The organism is Gemmatimonadota bacterium (assembly GCA_040388535.1).
In the GTDB taxonomy this organism is placed as follows: domain Bacteria; phylum Gemmatimonadota; class Gemmatimonadetes; order Gemmatimonadales; family GWC2-71-9; genus Palsa-1233.
Window position 1 is genome coordinate 167303 of the sequence record JAZKBR010000004.1, and the last position, 15481, is coordinate 182783.

Annotated in this window: 13 protein-coding genes and 1 other RNA gene; 2 read left to right on the forward strand and 12 right to left on the reverse strand. The window is 65.0% G+C overall.

From position 1 onward, the window contains the following. Positions 1-2: 2 nt before the first annotated feature. From V4558_10680 to V4558_10690, 3 genes are all read right to left on the reverse strand, one after another. The gene (locus V4558_10680) at positions 3-479 is read right to left on the reverse strand and encodes a DinB family protein (GenBank protein ID MES2305968.1); all 477 of its coding nucleotides are present in this window, start codon (positions 477-479) and stop codon (positions 3-5) included. Between the two features lie 65 nt (positions 480-544). Continuing rightward, positions 545-1882, reverse strand: a complete 1338-nt coding sequence (locus V4558_10685; GenBank protein MES2305969.1) for an MFS transporter — start codon at positions 1880-1882, stop codon at positions 545-547. Next, entirely contained in the window at positions 1879-3942 is a 2064-nt protein-coding gene (locus tag V4558_10690; GenBank protein ID MES2305970.1) for a S9 family peptidase, read from the reverse strand. The genes V4558_10685 and V4558_10690 overlap by 4 nt, the downstream gene beginning before the upstream one ends. Before the next feature lie 148 nt (positions 3943-4090). On the opposite strand from V4558_10690, the gene V4558_10695 reads away from it, so the two are divergent. Beyond that, on the forward strand, positions 4091-4627 hold the full coding sequence (locus V4558_10695) for a GNAT family N-acetyltransferase (GenBank protein ID MES2305971.1): 537 nt from the start codon (positions 4091-4093) through the stop codon (positions 4625-4627). Between the two features lie 50 nt (positions 4628-4677). Here V4558_10695 and ssrA read toward each other — a convergent pair. The 3 genes from ssrA to dusB all read right to left on the reverse strand — a co-directional run bounded on the left by ssrA (position 4678) and on the right by dusB (position 7011). After that, positions 4678-5041, reverse strand: a transfer-messenger RNA (tmRNA) gene (gene ssrA / locus V4558_10700). A 66-nt stretch (positions 5042-5107) separates the two neighbouring features. After that, positions 5108-6004: a CorA family divalent cation transporter gene (locus tag V4558_10705; GenBank protein MES2305972.1), complete on the reverse strand. Its 897-nt coding sequence runs from the start codon at positions 6002-6004 to the stop codon at positions 5108-5110. A 17-nt stretch (positions 6005-6021) separates the two neighbouring features. Next, on the reverse strand, positions 6022-7011 hold the full coding sequence (gene dusB, locus V4558_10710; protein ID MES2305973.1) for a tRNA dihydrouridine synthase DusB: 990 nt from the start codon (positions 7009-7011) through the stop codon (positions 6022-6024). Positions 7012-7159: 148 nt separating this feature from the next. Between dusB and V4558_10715 the strand changes: the two genes are divergently transcribed. Beyond that, the gene (locus tag V4558_10715) at positions 7160-7612 is read left to right on the forward strand and encodes a PTS sugar transporter subunit IIA (protein ID MES2305974.1); all 453 of its coding nucleotides are present in this window, start codon (positions 7160-7162) and stop codon (positions 7610-7612) included. Here the strand turns inward: V4558_10715 and guaA are convergent, their stop codons facing one another. The 6 genes from guaA to accD are packed head-to-tail and all read right to left on the reverse strand — an operon-like array spanning position 7613 to position 15426. Further along, positions 7613-9166, reverse strand: coding sequence for a glutamine-hydrolyzing GMP synthase (guaA, locus tag V4558_10720; protein ID MES2305975.1), 1554 nt, complete (start codon positions 9164-9166; stop codon positions 7613-7615). Next, entirely contained in the window at positions 9163-10464 is a 1302-nt protein-coding gene (lysA, locus tag V4558_10725) for a diaminopimelate decarboxylase (GenBank protein ID MES2305976.1), read from the reverse strand. The genes guaA and lysA overlap by 4 nt, the downstream gene beginning before the upstream one ends. Next, positions 10446-11894: a proline--tRNA ligase gene (gene proS / locus V4558_10730; protein ID MES2305977.1), complete on the reverse strand. Its 1449-nt coding sequence runs from the start codon at positions 11892-11894 to the stop codon at positions 10446-10448. The genes lysA and proS overlap by 19 nt, the downstream gene beginning before the upstream one ends. Positions 11895-11897: 3 nt before the next feature. Beyond that, positions 11898-13208, reverse strand: coding sequence for a histidine--tRNA ligase (gene hisS / locus V4558_10735; protein MES2305978.1), 1311 nt, complete (start codon positions 13206-13208; stop codon positions 11898-11900). Positions 13209-13255: 47 nt separating this feature from the next. Beyond that, positions 13256-14497 carry a Mur ligase family protein gene (locus V4558_10740; GenBank protein MES2305979.1) on the reverse strand — a complete coding sequence of 414 codons (1242 nt, stop codon included), beginning with the start codon at positions 14495-14497 and terminating at the stop codon, positions 13256-13258. A 53-nt stretch (positions 14498-14550) separates the two neighbouring features. Continuing rightward, positions 14551-15426 (reverse strand): acetyl-CoA carboxylase, carboxyltransferase subunit beta, encoded by an 876-nt coding sequence (accD, locus tag V4558_10745; protein ID MES2305980.1) that lies wholly within the window; start codon positions 15424-15426, stop codon positions 14551-14553. Between the last annotated feature and the right edge of the window lie 55 nt (positions 15427-15481).

Sequence of the window (15481 nt, forward strand, 5' to 3'; positions counted from 1 at the left end):
CGCTACTCCCGCACGTAGAACGGCGCCGGTTCGACCCCCAGCGCGCGCAGGTAGACGTAGCCCTGCCCCCGATGGTGCACCTGGTTGTCGATCACGTACAGGAACGAGTTGATCACCTTTCCCTCGTACTGCCCGAAGGCGACCACCGTCTCCTGAAAACGCTCATCGGAAATCCGGGGCCACAACGCATTCATCGAAGCGGTCGCCTCGTCCCAGGCCGCGAGCATCTCGATCCTCGTGGGTCGCGGCCCCGGCCACTCGAACGTCTTCCATTCGCCAGTCACGACGCCCGCGATCATCGGCTCGTCCATCATCAACAACTCGAGGGCCAGTTCACCGAAGGTCCGCATCCCCCCGATCGAGAAAGTGTTGAACTGATCGTCGGGAAACGCTTCGATGATGCGGCGCGTCAGGGCTCGGTGCCCCTGCCAGTGAGCAAGGAGATCGGCGGGCGAAAGGATCTGCGTGGCGGCGCTCATGGGGACCTTAGGGTCGTCGAGTTGGTTCGGTGTTTCTTCGGTATCCCCAATAACCTACGCGTTCATCAGAGAGCGAGCAACCCCTTCGCCGCGAGCCAGGGCAGGAGCACGTAAATCGTGAGATCCCGGATCAGGTAATAGACGAAGAACCCGGCGATAACCTTCCAGCCGTAGGCCTTCCCGAGCCCTCGAAGCCCCGATTGCCGGAACACCGCCACGACCTCGCGCATGCCACTGGAGGACCCGGCATACCAGAGCGTGGTTCCCCAGAAGGCGAGCGCCATGATGCCTGCGGCCACCAGAAACGGCCGGCCGTTGCCGAAATGGTCGTAGGTGTAGCCCGCGAGCACGGGCCCGGCGACCCGTGCGAGACTGCCGCTGCTCTGGTACACCCCCATGGTAGCGCCGCGGCTCTCCGGGGGCGCCCCGCGCGACGCCAGCGATGAGAGCGCAGGATTCGTGACCCCACTGCCCAGCGCGAGGAGCGCCAGGCCGACGTACAAGGGCGCGAGATGAAGCGACGAGCCCACCAGCAGCAGTGCAACGGCCATCAGGAGCGTCCCGCCGATGATGAGGCGAGTCTCTCCGGCCCACGCGGTCAACCTGCCGATGAGGCCGCCCTGCACAATCACCATCACGACCCCCATCAGCGCGAGCAGCCAGCCAGTACGCTGTGCGCCGAAGCCGTGACGCGCCTGCACAAAGAGCGCGAGAGTGACTTCCATTTGCGTGAAGGCGATGGTGACAAGAAAGAACAGGCCGACCGCCACTCGCGTACGCGGATCCGCGAGCGTGCGGCGCAACGCCGCTGCGTCGAAGCGTCGCTCCTGATGCGCTGCGCGCACGGCAGGATCAGTGACCGGCTCGGCCAACTTGAACCAGGCGAAGAGAATATTGGCTGCCGAGAGCGCCGCCGCAGCAAACATCGGGACACCATAGCCGAATCGCGACAGCACGCCGCCGATCGCGGGGCCGAAGATGAAACCGAGGCCGAATGCCGCACCGATCATTCCCATCCCGCGGGCGCGATCCTTTTCGTCGGTCACATCGGCGATGTAGGCCGTCGCGGTGGAGATGTTCGCTCCGCACATCCCGGCGAAGGTGCGCCCGACGAACAGCCAGAAGAGCGATGGAGCCCAGCCCAGGATGAGGAGAGAGATCACGCTGCCGGCCATACTCCCCAACAGAACCGGGCGACGGCCGATGCGATCCGAGAGCCGCCCCCAGACCGGCGCGAAGAAGAACTGCATCAACGAATACGACGTCATCAGCCAACCGAGGGTCGTCGCACTCGCGCCATACGCCTTGGCGTAGTAGGGCAGGATGGGGATGACGATCCCGAAGCCCACGAGATCGATGAAGACCACCAGGAAGATGATCAGCAACGGGCTCGACTTCTTCACCGCGCGAACTCCAGCGGCTCGGTTGCCAGTGCTGTCAGCAGAAAGGCGTAGTCGGTGGCGATTTCGCGAAGCCGATCGTAGCGACCCGATGCGCCGCCGTGCCCTGCCCCGAGGTTGGTGAGCAAGAGCAGCGGCTTGTCATCGCTACGGACGGCGCGGATGCGAGCCACATATTTGGCGGGCTCCCAGTACATCACCTGCGAGTCGTTGAGCGACGTGCGCACCAGCATCACGGGATAGGGACCGGCCACCAGATTGGTGTACGGGCAGTAGGCACGCATCCAGGCGTACTCGTCGACGAGGTTCGGGTTTCCCCATTCCTCGTACTCACCCACTGTGAGCGGCAGGGTCGCATCAGACATCGTGTTGAGCACGTCGACGAAGGGCACCTGACTCAGCACCGCTGCGAAGCGCGTGGGCGCCAGGTTCACTACCGCGCCCATCAGCAATCCGCCGGCGCTGCCGCCTTCGATGGCTGTGCGGTCACGAGCAACATGACCCGTCGCAGCAAGATGATCTGCCGCGGCAAGAAAATCGGAGAACGAGTTCTTCTTGAACGCCATTCGCCCCGCGTCGTGCCACGGCTTGCCGAGCTCCCCGCCGCCACGAACGTGCGCGATTGCGACAACCACACCGCGTTCCAGCAACGAGAGTCGACCGGAGGAAAAGCTCACCGGATAGGGATAGCCGTAGGCGCCGTAACCGTGCAGCAGGCAGGGCGCGGTACCATCGCACGGCACATCAGCCCGACGCACGAGGGAGACTGGAATCCGGGTACCATCCTCAGCCAGCGCCTCGAGCCGCTCGGAAACAAACCGACCGGCGTCGTACCCGCCGACGACTTCCTGCTGCTTGAGCAGGGTGCGCTCACGCGTCTCGAGGTCGTAGTCGTACACCGACGCCGGCGTCACCAGCGATTGATAGCCCACGCGAACCACCGAAAGGTCCCACTCCGGATTCGTGTGCAGGTACGCTTCGAAAGCAGGCTCCGGGAACGCGATGCGATGACTGATGTCGTCACTGAGCCGATGGACCGACAACTCGGTAATGCCGCCCTCGCGCTCGCTGACGATGAGGTGAGCGGCGAAACAGTCGTGCCCTTCGATCATGACTGCGCTGCGATGCGGGATGATTTCCATGAGCGTCGCCCTGCTGACATCCGCTACCGGGGCGCGCACCAGGCGAAAGTTGCGCCCAGTGTCGTTGATGCGAAGATAGAAATGTTCGCCGTGATGGTCGACGTCGTATTCGATCTCCGGCGCACGAGGCAGCAGTTGCCGCCAAGCGCCCAGCGGACTCGTGGCCGGGAGCACCGCGGAATCACTGGTGGTATGACTGCCGCGGTGCAGCACCAGCCACTCCCGACTCCGCGTCCGCCCTACCGACAGCGATACCGCTTCGTCCGCCTCGGCCTCGACGAACTGGCCCTCGGCATCGCCGAGTCGATGGCGCCAGAGCTTGTCGGAACGCTTCGTGTCGGGGTCCTCAGTGACATAGAACAGGGTGGTGCCGTCGGCGGCCCACGCGACCGACGTCACGCGTTCCTGCCGCACGCCGAGATCGCGTCGCGACGCGAGTTCCATCACGAAGAGCGTGTACTGCCGGTAACCGGTGGTGTCGAGCGAGTACGCGAGCAGAGTGGCATCGTCGCTGATCGCAAAGTCGCCGAGGGCGAGGTAGGAGGTCCCGACAGCAAGCGCGTTGAGATCCAGCAGCACCTCCTCCTCACCCGCCGTCATCGAGCCGAGCCGGCGACAGTGGATCTGGTACTGCTTCCCTTCCTCGGTCCGGCTGTAGTACCAGTGTGCTCCCCGCCTCACCGGCACGGACAGGTCGGTCTCCTTGATCCGCCCGAGCATCTCCCGATAGAGCTGTTCCTGCAGCGGTTCGGTCGGGGCCAGCACTGCCGCGGCATACCCGTTCTCCGCTTCGAGGAGCGCCCGCACCGCAGGATCCTCACGGTCCCGGATCCAGGCGTAGTCGTCGGCGAGCGCCTCACCGTGACGAACGACCGGATTGGGGACGCGGGCGGCGACGGGAGGAACGTTCTGACTGGGCATGCTGACTCGGTGCGTGAAAGTTGGCATTCGGCCCTGCCTGAGGGCCGACCGAAGATACTCGCTCGAAGGTTGGCCTTTGGGGGGCCCTTCCCGGCTATTTTACGGGCACCCCCGACGAGATGAGGCGCCCCTGCTCCCTGCCCACCCAGTGGACGGCCCCGAGGCAATCTGCCTGCGGATCGCCGGACCCGACGACGCCGATCAGATTGCAGCGATTCACACGGCGAGTTGGCGGAGCGCCTACCGGGGCATCCTCGACGAGGAGTTCCTGGATGGCCCACTCGATGGGTATTCCCGCGACCGGTGGCGAGCCTGGTTCACGCTGATCGGGGGGCCGCCGGCTCACCTGGTGCTCGCCGAGCGGCAAGGCACCCCCGTTGGCTTTCTCTGCATCGTCCACTCGGCCGGAGAATTCGGCGACCTGATTGCCAATCTGCATGTACTCCTCGACGCGCGTGGCGTGGGAATCGGGCGCCGGCTGCTCCGGGAAGCCGCCCGACTCGCCCGCGCGCAGGGACAGCGGAGCATGCACCTCTGGGTCTACTCCAGCAACACTGAGGCGATCGCCTTCTACAATCGGGAGGGGGGAGTCCCCGAATCGGAACAGCCGCACCTGGCCGCCGACGGGAAGATGCGCCCGAGCTGGCGCTATGTCTGGCCGGATGTGGAGCTGCTGCTGATGTGACGAACGCGAAAGGCCCCCGGAGTACCGGGGGCCTTTCGGTTGGTGTCTGACAGTGGAGGCGCAGGGAATCGAACCCTGGTCCGAATAAGCGTCCGGGACCGCGTCTACGTGCGTAGGTATCGCTCTTCACTTGGCGCCGGGCCGGTGCGATACCAACCGATCCGACGTTGATCTCCTAAGTTCTCGTTTCCGACGGCGGAGCGACGTCAGTCACCAGCCCGGATTTGCGATCCGATGCCGACGCCCCGGGCGGGCTTCGAACAACGGAGGTACGTCAAGCGAGCGTTAGCTCAGCTTACGCGGCCATTGCCAGTTCAGAGTTGGCAGTTAAATCAGTCCAGAGAGTTTTACCAGCACTCAGGAGCTGGGCACGCGGCGAAGCCTTCTACTAACCCGTCGAAGCCAGTCGCCCCCGTACTCGAAGTATAATCCGCCGCCCCTCGATTATCCACATTCCACCACCCGGACGCGCCCGGTGGCCTAGTTCAGCCAGCCCTTCTTGCGGAACCAGAGCCAGATCCCCCCGGCCACGGCGACCATCAGGGCGAGCACGGCAGGATAGCCCCAGGAGGCACTGAGTTCCGGCATGTTGTGGAAGTTCATGCCGTAGACACCAACGATGAAGGTGAGCGGCAGGAAGAATGCCGAGAACACCGTCAGGACGCGCATCACTTCGTTGGTGCGATGGGAGGCCATGGCGAGGTGGACCTGCAGCAGCAGGTTCACCTCTTCGAGCAATTGATCCGCCCAGAAGAGGTAGGCGTCGACCGACTCGCGCAGGTCCTGAAAGAGCGGTTCGGTTCGCTCCGCCGGCGGCACCAGTTTCTGCAGGACGTTGGTGGTCTGGAAGAGAATCCGCCGGGTGAGCGAGACCCGCCGCTTGAGGTTGTGCGCCTGCTGCAGTGAGGGCGGGTGCCCACGGCGGTCGAAGATGGCCGCTTCGAAATGGTCGAGGGTCTGTTCGTCGCGCGCCAGCGGTGCGTCGTACGAATCGAGCGTCGCATGACCGAGACCATACAGCAATGGCGTCAGGGCACAGAGCTCGGTGGCTGCAGGTGCGCCAAATCGCTCACGCAATCGTGACACCTCATGCAACTCGACCCGATGCACCGTGATCATGAAATCGATGCGGAAGAAGACCGCGACCTTCCGCGTCAGCTCCTGGATCGTGCCAGCGTCTTCCGGGGCGGCGTCATCGTGGACGCGAAGGATGAGAAAGGTCGCGTCGCCGAGTCGCTCGTACTTGGGGAGGTGATCGGGGTCGAGACAGTCTTCGACGACGGTGGGCGGCAAGGTGTATTGCTGGGCCAGCTCCTGCAATTCCTCGCGCGTCGGGCCAACCACATCAATCCAGGTGAAGCCATCGGGACCGGCCACGCGATGATGCACGTGCGCTACGCCGCCTCGACCAGCGACTCGCGCTCGAGGTAGTCGGCGAAGATCCGTTCCGCTTCAACCATCGAGGTCACGTGGAAGAGCCGGCCACGCAATGTGCTCGAGGCGTGCAGCCCCTTGGTGTACCAGCCGAAATGCTTGCGGAACTCGATGACCGTGTGCGGGGTATCCCCCTGCAATTCGATCGCGAGATGGGCGTGTTCCAGGGCGATGGCCAGTCGCTCAGTCGCCGTCGGTGCGGCTGGCTTCGGCAGCCCGTTGAGCAGAGCGCGGGCATCGCGGAAGAGCCAGGGATTGCCGAAGGAGCCACGCCCGATCATGACGCCGGCGCATCCGGTATGCTCGCGCATCCGCAGCGCATCCTCGGCCGTCACGACATCACCGTTGCCGATCACCGGGATATCGAGTGCCTCGACGCACATCGCGATGTCGTCCCAGTTCGCCTTGCCGCTGAACATCTGGGTACGCGTGCGACCGTGCAGGGTGAAGACCGCCGCACCGGCGTCCTGCATCCGCAACGCGATGCCGACCGGGTTGCGTGAATCGTCCGACCAGCCGCTGCGGGTCTTCACCGTGACAGGCAGATGCGTCGCGGCCACACAGGCGCGGATGATCCGGTCGACCAGGTCCATGTCCCTGAGGCAGCCGCTGCCGCCGTTCCGCTGGACGACCTTCTTGACCGGGCAGCCGAAATTGATGTCGATGAAATCCGGAGCGTAGTGCTCGGTCACGAGCGCAGTGGCCTCGGCCATGGCATCGACGTGAGAGCCGTAGATCTGGATCCCGATCGGCCGTTCCACCTCGTCGAACTCGCACCCCTCGAGCGTCTTCGAGATCCGGCGACGAATGGCCTCCGAGTTGAGGAACTCGGTCAGCACGACGTCGGCCCCCATCCGGCGGGAAATCCGCCGGAAGGGGGGTTCGGATACCCCGGCCATGGGGGCAAGGAAGAGCGGGACCGGCGAGCCGGTCCGATAGGGGAACTGCATGCCGGCAAATCTAGCGGGTGGGGGGCGACCATTGGCAGGCCCCGCCCAGAGCGCCGGGGCCGACCGCGCCCCGGCAGCGACGCCATCCGCCCCGTTGCACCGGGGCTCGCGTTGAACGCATGTCGGTCCGGGGTTACCGTTCCCGCCCATGCAACTCCTCCCTCGCTTCTCCGCCGACGCTATCGACCTCGACCTGGCCGCCAACAGCAAGGAGGACGTCCTAGCCGCGATGGTTGCCCTGCTCCGGGTCGACGAGGAATCGTCCGACGTCCTTCGCCGGATGCTGCAACGCCGCGAACAGCTCGGCTCGACCGGAGTGGGCCGCGGCATCGCGATTCCCCACTGCCGTTCGCTGGTGGTGCCGCAGCTGCGGATGGCCTACGGTCGGATCCCGGGCGGGCTGAACTACGATGCGATCGACGGCAAGCCGGTGCACCACGTCTTCCTGATCGTGGCGCCACCCGTGGAAGTCTCGAACGACTATCTGCCGGTGCTGGGCCGACTGGCCCAGTTTGCGAAGGATCCCGAAGTACCGGAGCGGCTGGCCGCACTCACCTCCCCGGCAGAGTTCTTCACCTTGCTCGAATCGAAAGGGTCCTGACTACTCCCACTCGATCGTCGCGGGTGGCTTGCTGCTGATGTCATAGACCACGCGATTCACCCCGCTCACTTCGTTGGCGATCCGGTTGGAAATCACCGCGAGGACATCGTGCGGGAACGGGAACCAGTCCGCCGTCATCCCGTCGCGTGAGGTGACCGCCCGCAGGCCAATCGTCTGATCGTAGCTCCGGAAATCTCCCTGCACACCAACCGAGCGGATCGGCAGCAGCACGGCGAAAGCCTGCCAGATCGCATCATAGAGCCCGGCCTCGCGGATCTCCTCGATGAAGATGGCATCGGCCTTCCGCAGCAGGTCGAGCTGCGATGCCGTGACCTCTCCCAGAATGCGGATCGCCAGCCCCGGCCCTGGGAAGGGGTGCCGACCGACCATTTCTTCCGGAAGCCCGAGTTCGCGGCCGACTTGCCGGACCTCGTCCTTGAAGAGTTCACGCAGCGGCTCGATCAGCTTGAACGGCAGCCGCTCCGGCAAGCCACCCACATTGTGGTGCGTCTTGATCGTCACCGACGGGCCGCCCGTTGGCGAGAACGATTCGATGACGTCGGGATACAGCGTTCCCTGCACCAGGAAGCCGATGTTGTCACCGACGGCCTTCGCTTCCTGTTCGAACACGTCGATGAAGCGATGCCCGATGAGCTTCCGCTTGGTTTCCGGATCGGTCACTCCAGCGAGGTCCGAGAGGAATTCCTTTGAGGCATCCACCGTTCGCAGATCGATGCCAAGATTTCGTCGGAAGGTCTGCTCGACCTGCTCGCGCTCGTTGAGCCGCAGCAGGCCATGATCGACGAAGATGCACGTCAGGCGATCGCCCACGGCACGGTGCACCAGTGCCGCGGCGACCGATGAGTCGACCCCACCCGACAGTCCGCAGATGACGCGTGTGGTGGGCCCGACCAATTCGCGGATCCGCGCCACTTCGCTCTCGACGAAATGCTCGGGCGTCCAGTCTGGCGAGCACCCACAGATCTCGAAGAGAAAGTTGCCGAGGATCTCGCCGCCACGTGGCGTGTGCGCGACTTCGGGATGGAACTGCACCGCATGTAGCGGGAGCGTGTCATGCTCGATGGCCGCGATCGGCGAGTTCTCGCTCGACGCGGTCACGTGCCACCCCGGCGGCGCCGTGTTCACGTGATCGCCGTGGCTCATCCAGACCGGCGTCGTGCCGCCCGATGTGAAGCCCAGGAAGAGAGTGCCACCCTCGACCTTCACATCCGCGCGCCCGTATTCGCGGCGAGAGGCACTCACGACGCTGCCCCCCGAGAGATGCGCCAGCAGCTGCATCCCGTAGCAGAGGCCGAGCACCGGTGGACCGAGGGTCAGCAGATCGGGATGCGCCGTCGGCACGCCATCGCCATACACCGAATTGGGACCACCGGAGAGAATGATCCCTTTCGGCTTCCAGGCACGGATCCAGTCGATGTCGCGCGACGGTGGATGGATCTCGCAATAGACGCGCTGCTCACGCACCCGGCGGGCGATGAGCTGGGTGTATTGCGAACCGAAGTCGATGATCAGGATTCCGTCGGGGTGACTCACGGGGACTCGTCGGCAAAAGGGTCGGCCACTTCATCGTGGAACAGGGCGGTCAGTCGCTCGCGGGGCTTCACCACCGCCCAGCGTCCTTCGTCCACCAGCACCTCGGCGGCGCGCGCGCGACTGTTGTAATTGGAGCTCATCACGAAACCGTAGGCCCCTGCGCCAAGCACGGCGAGCAGATCGCCGGCAACCACCGGCGGCAGGTCGCGCTCGAGGGCGAGGAAATCGCCGGTTTCGCAGACGGGGCCGACAACATCCATCGCAACAGGCGACTCGCGCGACTCCTCGACGGTGAGGATGTCGTGCCAGGCCTTGTAGAGCGATGGCCGCAGGAGGTCGTTCATCCCGGCATCTACGATGGCGATCTCGCGTCCTCCAGAATGCTTGCGGTGCACCACGCGGGTGAGCAGGACCCCGGCATTGCCGACCAGATAGCGGCCGGGTTCGACGCCAACGGTGCAGCCGCTCTCGGCGAGTCGATCGCGCAAGGGCGCCAGCCATTCCGCCGGGCTCAAGGGACGCTCATCGTGATACCGGATTCCAAGTCCACCACCGATGTCGAGCACTTCGGGCGCGTGGCCGGCAGCCCGGACCCGATCGAGCAACTGGAGCAGTCGATCGAGCCCGGCCTCGTACGGGGCGGCATCCAGCAGCTGCGACCCGAGGTGCATCGCGACGGCGCCGAGGTGGAGTCCCGGCGTCTCCTCGAGGACGGCGAGTGCTTCACCAAGCTGGTCAGTGGCGATGCCGAACTTGACCCCGCCCTTGCCGGTGGAGATGTACGGATGGGTGTTCGCCGTAACATCCGGATTGAACCGAATTCCCACCGATACCTTCGCGCCCCGAAGATCGGCCAGCAGCCCAAGCCGGCGCAGTTCGGCAAGCGACTCGACATTGATGTGGCCGACGCCTGCGGCCATCGCTGCCATCAGCTCTTCGTCGGTCTTCCCGACGCCACTGAATATCACGCGTTCCGCGGGAATGCCTGCGGCAAGGGCGCGCAGCAGTTCCCCGCCCGAGACAATATCCGCGCCGGCGCCGAGCTTTCCGAGCAGGCGCAACACGGCGAGGTTCGAATTCGCCTTGACGGCGTAGCAGATCCGGTGCGGCAGGGTGCCGAACGCAGCATCGAGCGCGTGGTATCGCCCAACTATCGTCGGCGCATCGTAGCAGTAGGCCGGCGTGCCAACCTGCTCGGCGATCTCCGCCAGCGGCACCCCGCTCATTGCGAGGGCACCGTCGGCCAGCCTCGAGAGGCCGGCCTCCGCGAGGCGCGGGTCTAGTACGCCTTGGCCCACAACGCCTCGACCGTGGCGGGCCGCCCGGTCCAGATACAGGTGGTCGGCGCCTCGGCGCTCCGGAACTCTGCATCAGGCAGATTCCGGATTGTCGCCTTGGTCTGCTCCTTGATTTCGGCCTCAACCGCGGGATCGCCGCACCAACCCGCATAGACGAACCCCTTGTCGGCAGCAATCCAGTCGATGAATTCCTGCTTCGACTTCGGGTTGCGCAGGGTCGCCGCTTCACGTCGCGCCACGGCGGCATCGAACAGCGCCTGCTGCATCGTTTCCATCTCGGCCTTGAGACGCTCGACGATCCCTGCCTGAGGAATCGGCTCCTTGCCGCCGGTACGCCGGGCCAGCATCGCGCTCCCATTGGCGAGATCGCGAGGGCCGAGTTCCAGCCGGAGCGGGACGCCGCGCGATTCCCACTCGTAATACTTGGCTCCCGGCTTCATCCCTTCGCGCTTGTCGCAGTTGGCGCGAATGCCGCCGGCGCGGAGCTCGGCCACCAGGCGGTCGGTCGCGGCAAACACTTCGTCGCGCTCGGTGTCGGTCTTCCAGATCGGCACGATCATCACCTGCCACTGGGCAAGGCGCGGCGGGCAGACCATTCCGGAGTCGTCGCCATGCACCATGATCAGACCACCGATCATCCGGGTCGACACACCCCACGACGTATTCCAGACGTGATCGAGACCGCCATCGGCCGTCTGATACTTCACATCAAACGCCTTGGCGAAGTTCTGGCCCAGGTTGTGAGAGGTCCCGGCCTGCAGCGCCTTGTTGTCCTGCATCATCGCTTCGAGCGAATAGGTGCGGAGTGCACCGGCGAAGCGCTCGCTATCGGTCTTGCGACCCGTGACCACCGGCATCGCCATCCACTCTTCCATGAACTTGCGATAGAGCCCGAGAATCATCAGCGTCTCGGTCTCGGCCTCGGTTTCGCTCGAGTGCGCCGTGTGCCCCTCCTGCCAGAGGAACTCGGTCGTGCGCAGGAAGAGTCGCGTCCGCATTTCCCAGCGCACGACGTTGGCCCACTGGTTGATCAGCAGCGGGAGGTCACGCCAGCTCTGGATCCACTTCGAGAACATCGCGTAGATGATGGTCTCGGACGTGGGCCGGACGACCAACGGCTCTTCCAGTTCCTTGCCGCCGCCGTGGGTCACCACGGCAACCTCTGGCGCGAAGCCCTCCACGTGCTCCGCTTCCTTCGAGAGGAAGCTCTGCGGAATGAAGAGCGGGAAGTAGGCGTTCTGGTGACCCGTCGCCTTGAACATGTCATCGAGAGCGCGCTGCATGTTCTCCCAGATGGCATAGCCATTCGGGCGAATCACCATGCAGCCGCGCACCGGGGAGTAGTCCGCGAGCTCGGCCTTCATGATCAGGTCGTTGTACCAGGCGGAGAAGTCCTGGGCCCGCGTGGTAATTGCTTTCGACTCGGCCATCGGTCAACTGGTCCCGGAAAGAAGGTCGCGACACACGCGGGCCAGATCGGCGAGGGCGACGCCCTGCTGCGACTTGTCCGCGAAATTCTTGAGTTGTACTTCACCCCGGGCCCGGTCATCCGGCCCGATCACCACGGCCAGCCGTGCGCCACGGGCATCTGCCACCTTGAGCTGCTTGCCGAGACCGCTGGTGTGAAAAGCGTACTCCACTCGCAGTCCCGCGTCGCGCAGTTCGTGAGCGATAGCAAGGACAAACGGTTCGTCCTCCGCCGTGACGGAGGCAACGAACAGATCCACGCTCGCCGGGGTGTCGGGCTTGAGCCCGCGTTCCTTGAGCAGCTCCCCGAGCACCACGTCACCCATGCCGAAGCCGAGCGCGGGGAGATCGACACCGCCGAGGTTGGCGAGCAGGGTGTCGTAACGACCGCCACCACAGATTGCGCGCAAGGTGCGCTGGGCATCGAACAGCTCGAAGACGGTACCTGTGTAGTAGGCGAGTCCTCGCACGATCGAGAGATCCAGCTCGATGAAATCACCGAGCCCCATCGCCACCAGTGCCTCGATGGTCAGACGGAGAGGCTCTCCCGCTGCGAGCGCGTTCGGATAAGGCGCGAGTGCCGCGGCGAGTTCGCTCCAGGTCCGCTTGTCGCGCAGCCCTTCCACCAGCTCCAGCGCCCCCTGTCGATCGGCGCCGGCCGCATCGAGGAACGCCTGCTTCCGGCCGGCGTACTCGGTGCGTCCGAGCTTGTCGAGCGCGTGCATCAGCAATGGCCGATGCTCCTCGGCAATACTGAGCGAAGCGAGAATGCCATCGAGAAGTCGGCGGTCCGACAACCGCACCTTGAAGTCACTCGCACCGAGGCCAAGCTCGCGCATGATGTCGATGGACAGCGCGATGACCTCGGCATCGGCGAGCGGCCCCGCTTCACCGATCAGGTCGCAGTTGAGCTGGAAGTGTTCGCGCAACCGCCCGCGCTGCTGCCGCTCGTAGCGGAACAGCTGCGGAATCGAGAACCACCGGATCGGCTTCTTGAGTCCGTTGGCGCGCTCGGCAACCATCCGCGCAAGGGTCGGCGTCATTTCCGGCCGGAGCGAGACCTCGCGACCACCCTTGTCGGTGAAGTTGTAGAGCTGCCCCACGATCTCGTCGCCGCTCTTCGCGGTATAGAGATCGAGTGGTTCGAGTGGAGGGCCGTCGTATTCCTCGAAGCCGTATCGCATCGCGACCCGGCGCCAGGCCCCGAAAATGTGGGCCCGGAACGCCAGGTCGTCAGGAGCGAAGTCGCGGAATCCGGGAAGGGTCCGGAAAGTCATGGCACAAAATACACCGACGCCGTGCCTCTTGGGCGGTCAAATGGGGCTCAGACCGAGGAGAGCCCTCGTGCCTCGAGCACATCCCCCACCGTGTGAAAGGAGCCGGTTATCAGCACCGTCCCTGCCCCGGCTTCCACGACTCGCAACGCCTCCTGGAAGTCGGGCACAAGTCGCCACTTGGCCCGGGCTCTCGGGCGGGCCGGGTCGGCCAGCCAGCGTTCCAGCCAGCCGAGGTCCCAGCGGCGCGTATCGGCGCTGGGCGCCACAGTGAGCACTCCGACGTCCACCACCGTATCGAGGGCCACCAGCATCTCCGGCCACGCCTTGTCGCCCAGAATGGACACCAGCGCGTGCACGGGACCCGCTGGGGGGGACTCCTCCAGCGCGGAGACCAGGGCAGCCATCCCGTCGGGGTTGTGCGCCACATCGAAGAGCCAGCGCCCCCGGCGGTCGAGTCGCCCCGCCAACCGCGCCCCGGCGAAGCCCGCTGCGATCTCCTCGCTTGATGGACGCAGCTGGCTCGGGAGTTCCGCGAGCACCGCCGCCGCGATGGCAGCGTTGCGACGCTGATGCGGTCCCGTGAGTCCAAGAGCGTCAGCCCAGCGCGCTTCGCTCGGTACCACGACCGGGAGAAAGGTTCCGGTGGGATCGCCGCGCCTTACCGCCGCCGCTCCGGCCAACTCGAGCACGGCCGCGAGTGCGGAATTGGTCTCGCCGATGACGAACGGCACGCCGGGCTTGGCGATTCCGGCTTTCTCGGCGGCGATCAACTCGAGTGTTTCGCCGAGATACTTCTGGTGGTCGAGCGCGATGTGGGTCACGCCGCTCACGATGGGCGTCAGCACGTTGGTGCTGTCAAGTCGTCCGCCAAGGCCCACTTCGATCACGGCGATGTCGACTTCGCGTGCGGCAAAATCGGCCAACGCAATCGCGGTCGTGACTTCGAAGAAGGTGGCGTTGGACTCTTCGATCAGCTGCCGCAGGTGTGCTGTCCATGACGCGACGGCCATCTCGCTGATCGGCACGCCGTTGACGCGGATTCGCTCGCGGAACGACACCAGGTGGGGCGAGGTGTAGAGCCCGACGCGAAGCCCACGCGCCTCCAGAGCAGCCGCGATGAGCGTGCAGACGCTTCCCTTGCCGTTGGTGCCGCCGATGTGAATGGTCGGATAGCACTGCTGCGGCTGGCCGAGAGCTGCGAGCAGCGCCTCGGTGGTATCGAGTCCGAACTTGATCTGGGTGGTGCGCGGGAAGAGGAACTCGAGCGCGCTCTCGTAGCTGGCGGTCACACGGGAATCATCTTGCTGCCGGCTCTCGCGGTGAGAGCCGGCAGCGTCAAGCGTCAGGCCGCAGTCGCGGCTTTCGCCGGGATCTTGTGCCCCTGGAAGTGCCGCAGCAGGCGCGCGGTGGTCTCCCGCAACGACGCGCGCGGAACCACGTCATCGATCTGGCCCTTTTCGAGCAGGAACTCGGCCGTCTGGAAGCCCTCGGGGAGGTCTTGTCCGATCGTCATCTTGATGACCCGTTCACCAGCGAAACCGATCACCGCGCCCGGCTCGGCGAGGATGACGTCTCCCTGCATGGCAAACGATGCCGACACACCGCCGGTGGTCGGGTCAGTCAGAATCGAGATGTATGGCACCGCCGCTTCCTTCATCATCGCGATCGCAGCCGACGTCTTCGCCATCTGCATCAGGGAGAGGGCGCCTTCCTGCATCCGCGCTCCTCCCGACGTGCACACGAGCACGAGGGGAATCTTCTTCTCGGCGGACCGACGTGCGAGACGGGCAATCTTCTCGCCCACCACCGACCCCATCGAGCCACCCATGAACCGGAAATTCATCACGCCGAGGTGCAGCGGCAGCCGCTCGAGCTTGGCAAGGCCGGTGTAGATGGCGTCTGAGGTCGAAGCCTTCTTCCGGGCCGCGACGAGCCGGTCGGCGTAATGCTCGAATCCGAGCGGATCAATCGAGGTGAGATTGGTGAACAACTCTTTCCAGCTGCCATCATCGGTCAGCAGCTCGATGTATTCCTCAGCCGAGAAACGCTTGTGCGTGCCGCACTCGGGGCAGACGTTGAGCGCCTTCTCGAACTTCTCGCGAATATCGATATGGCCACAGGAGTCACACTTCTCCCAGGCGTCCGCGGGGATCTCCAAGCGCTCCCGGGGAGCTGTTCTGGGCTTTCGCTCCTTCTTGAACCACGCCATGACGGCCATAGTACCTCGAGTAGCGCCAGACTCCGGGGGGAGATCCGACGGACCATACAAGCTG

Excerpts from the sequence above, each read along its gene's own strand:
- V4558_10680 (MES2305968.1), bottom strand. The coding sequence starts at position 479 with ATGAGCGCCGCCACGCAGATCCTTTCGCCCGCCGATCTCCTTGCTCAC.
- V4558_10690 (MES2305970.1), bottom strand. The coding sequence starts at position 3,942 with ATGCCCAGTCAGAACGTTCCTCCCGTCGCCGCCCGCGTCCCCAATCCG.
- dusB (MES2305973.1), bottom strand. The coding sequence starts at position 7,011 with ATGCAGTTCCCCTATCGGACCGGCTCGCCGGTCCCGCTCTTCCTTGCC.
- V4558_10715 (MES2305974.1), top strand. The coding sequence starts at position 7,160 with ATGCAACTCCTCCCTCGCTTCTCCGCCGACGCTATCGACCTCGACCTG.
- proS (MES2305977.1), bottom strand. The coding sequence starts at position 11,894 with ATGGCCGAGTCGAAAGCAATTACCACGCGGGCCCAGGACTTCTCCGCC.
- hisS (MES2305978.1), bottom strand. The coding sequence starts at position 13,208 with ATGACTTTCCGGACCCTTCCCGGATTCCGCGACTTCGCTCCTGACGAC.
- accD (MES2305980.1), bottom strand. The coding sequence starts at position 15,426 with ATGGCCGTCATGGCGTGGTTCAAGAAGGAGCGAAAGCCCAGAACAGCT.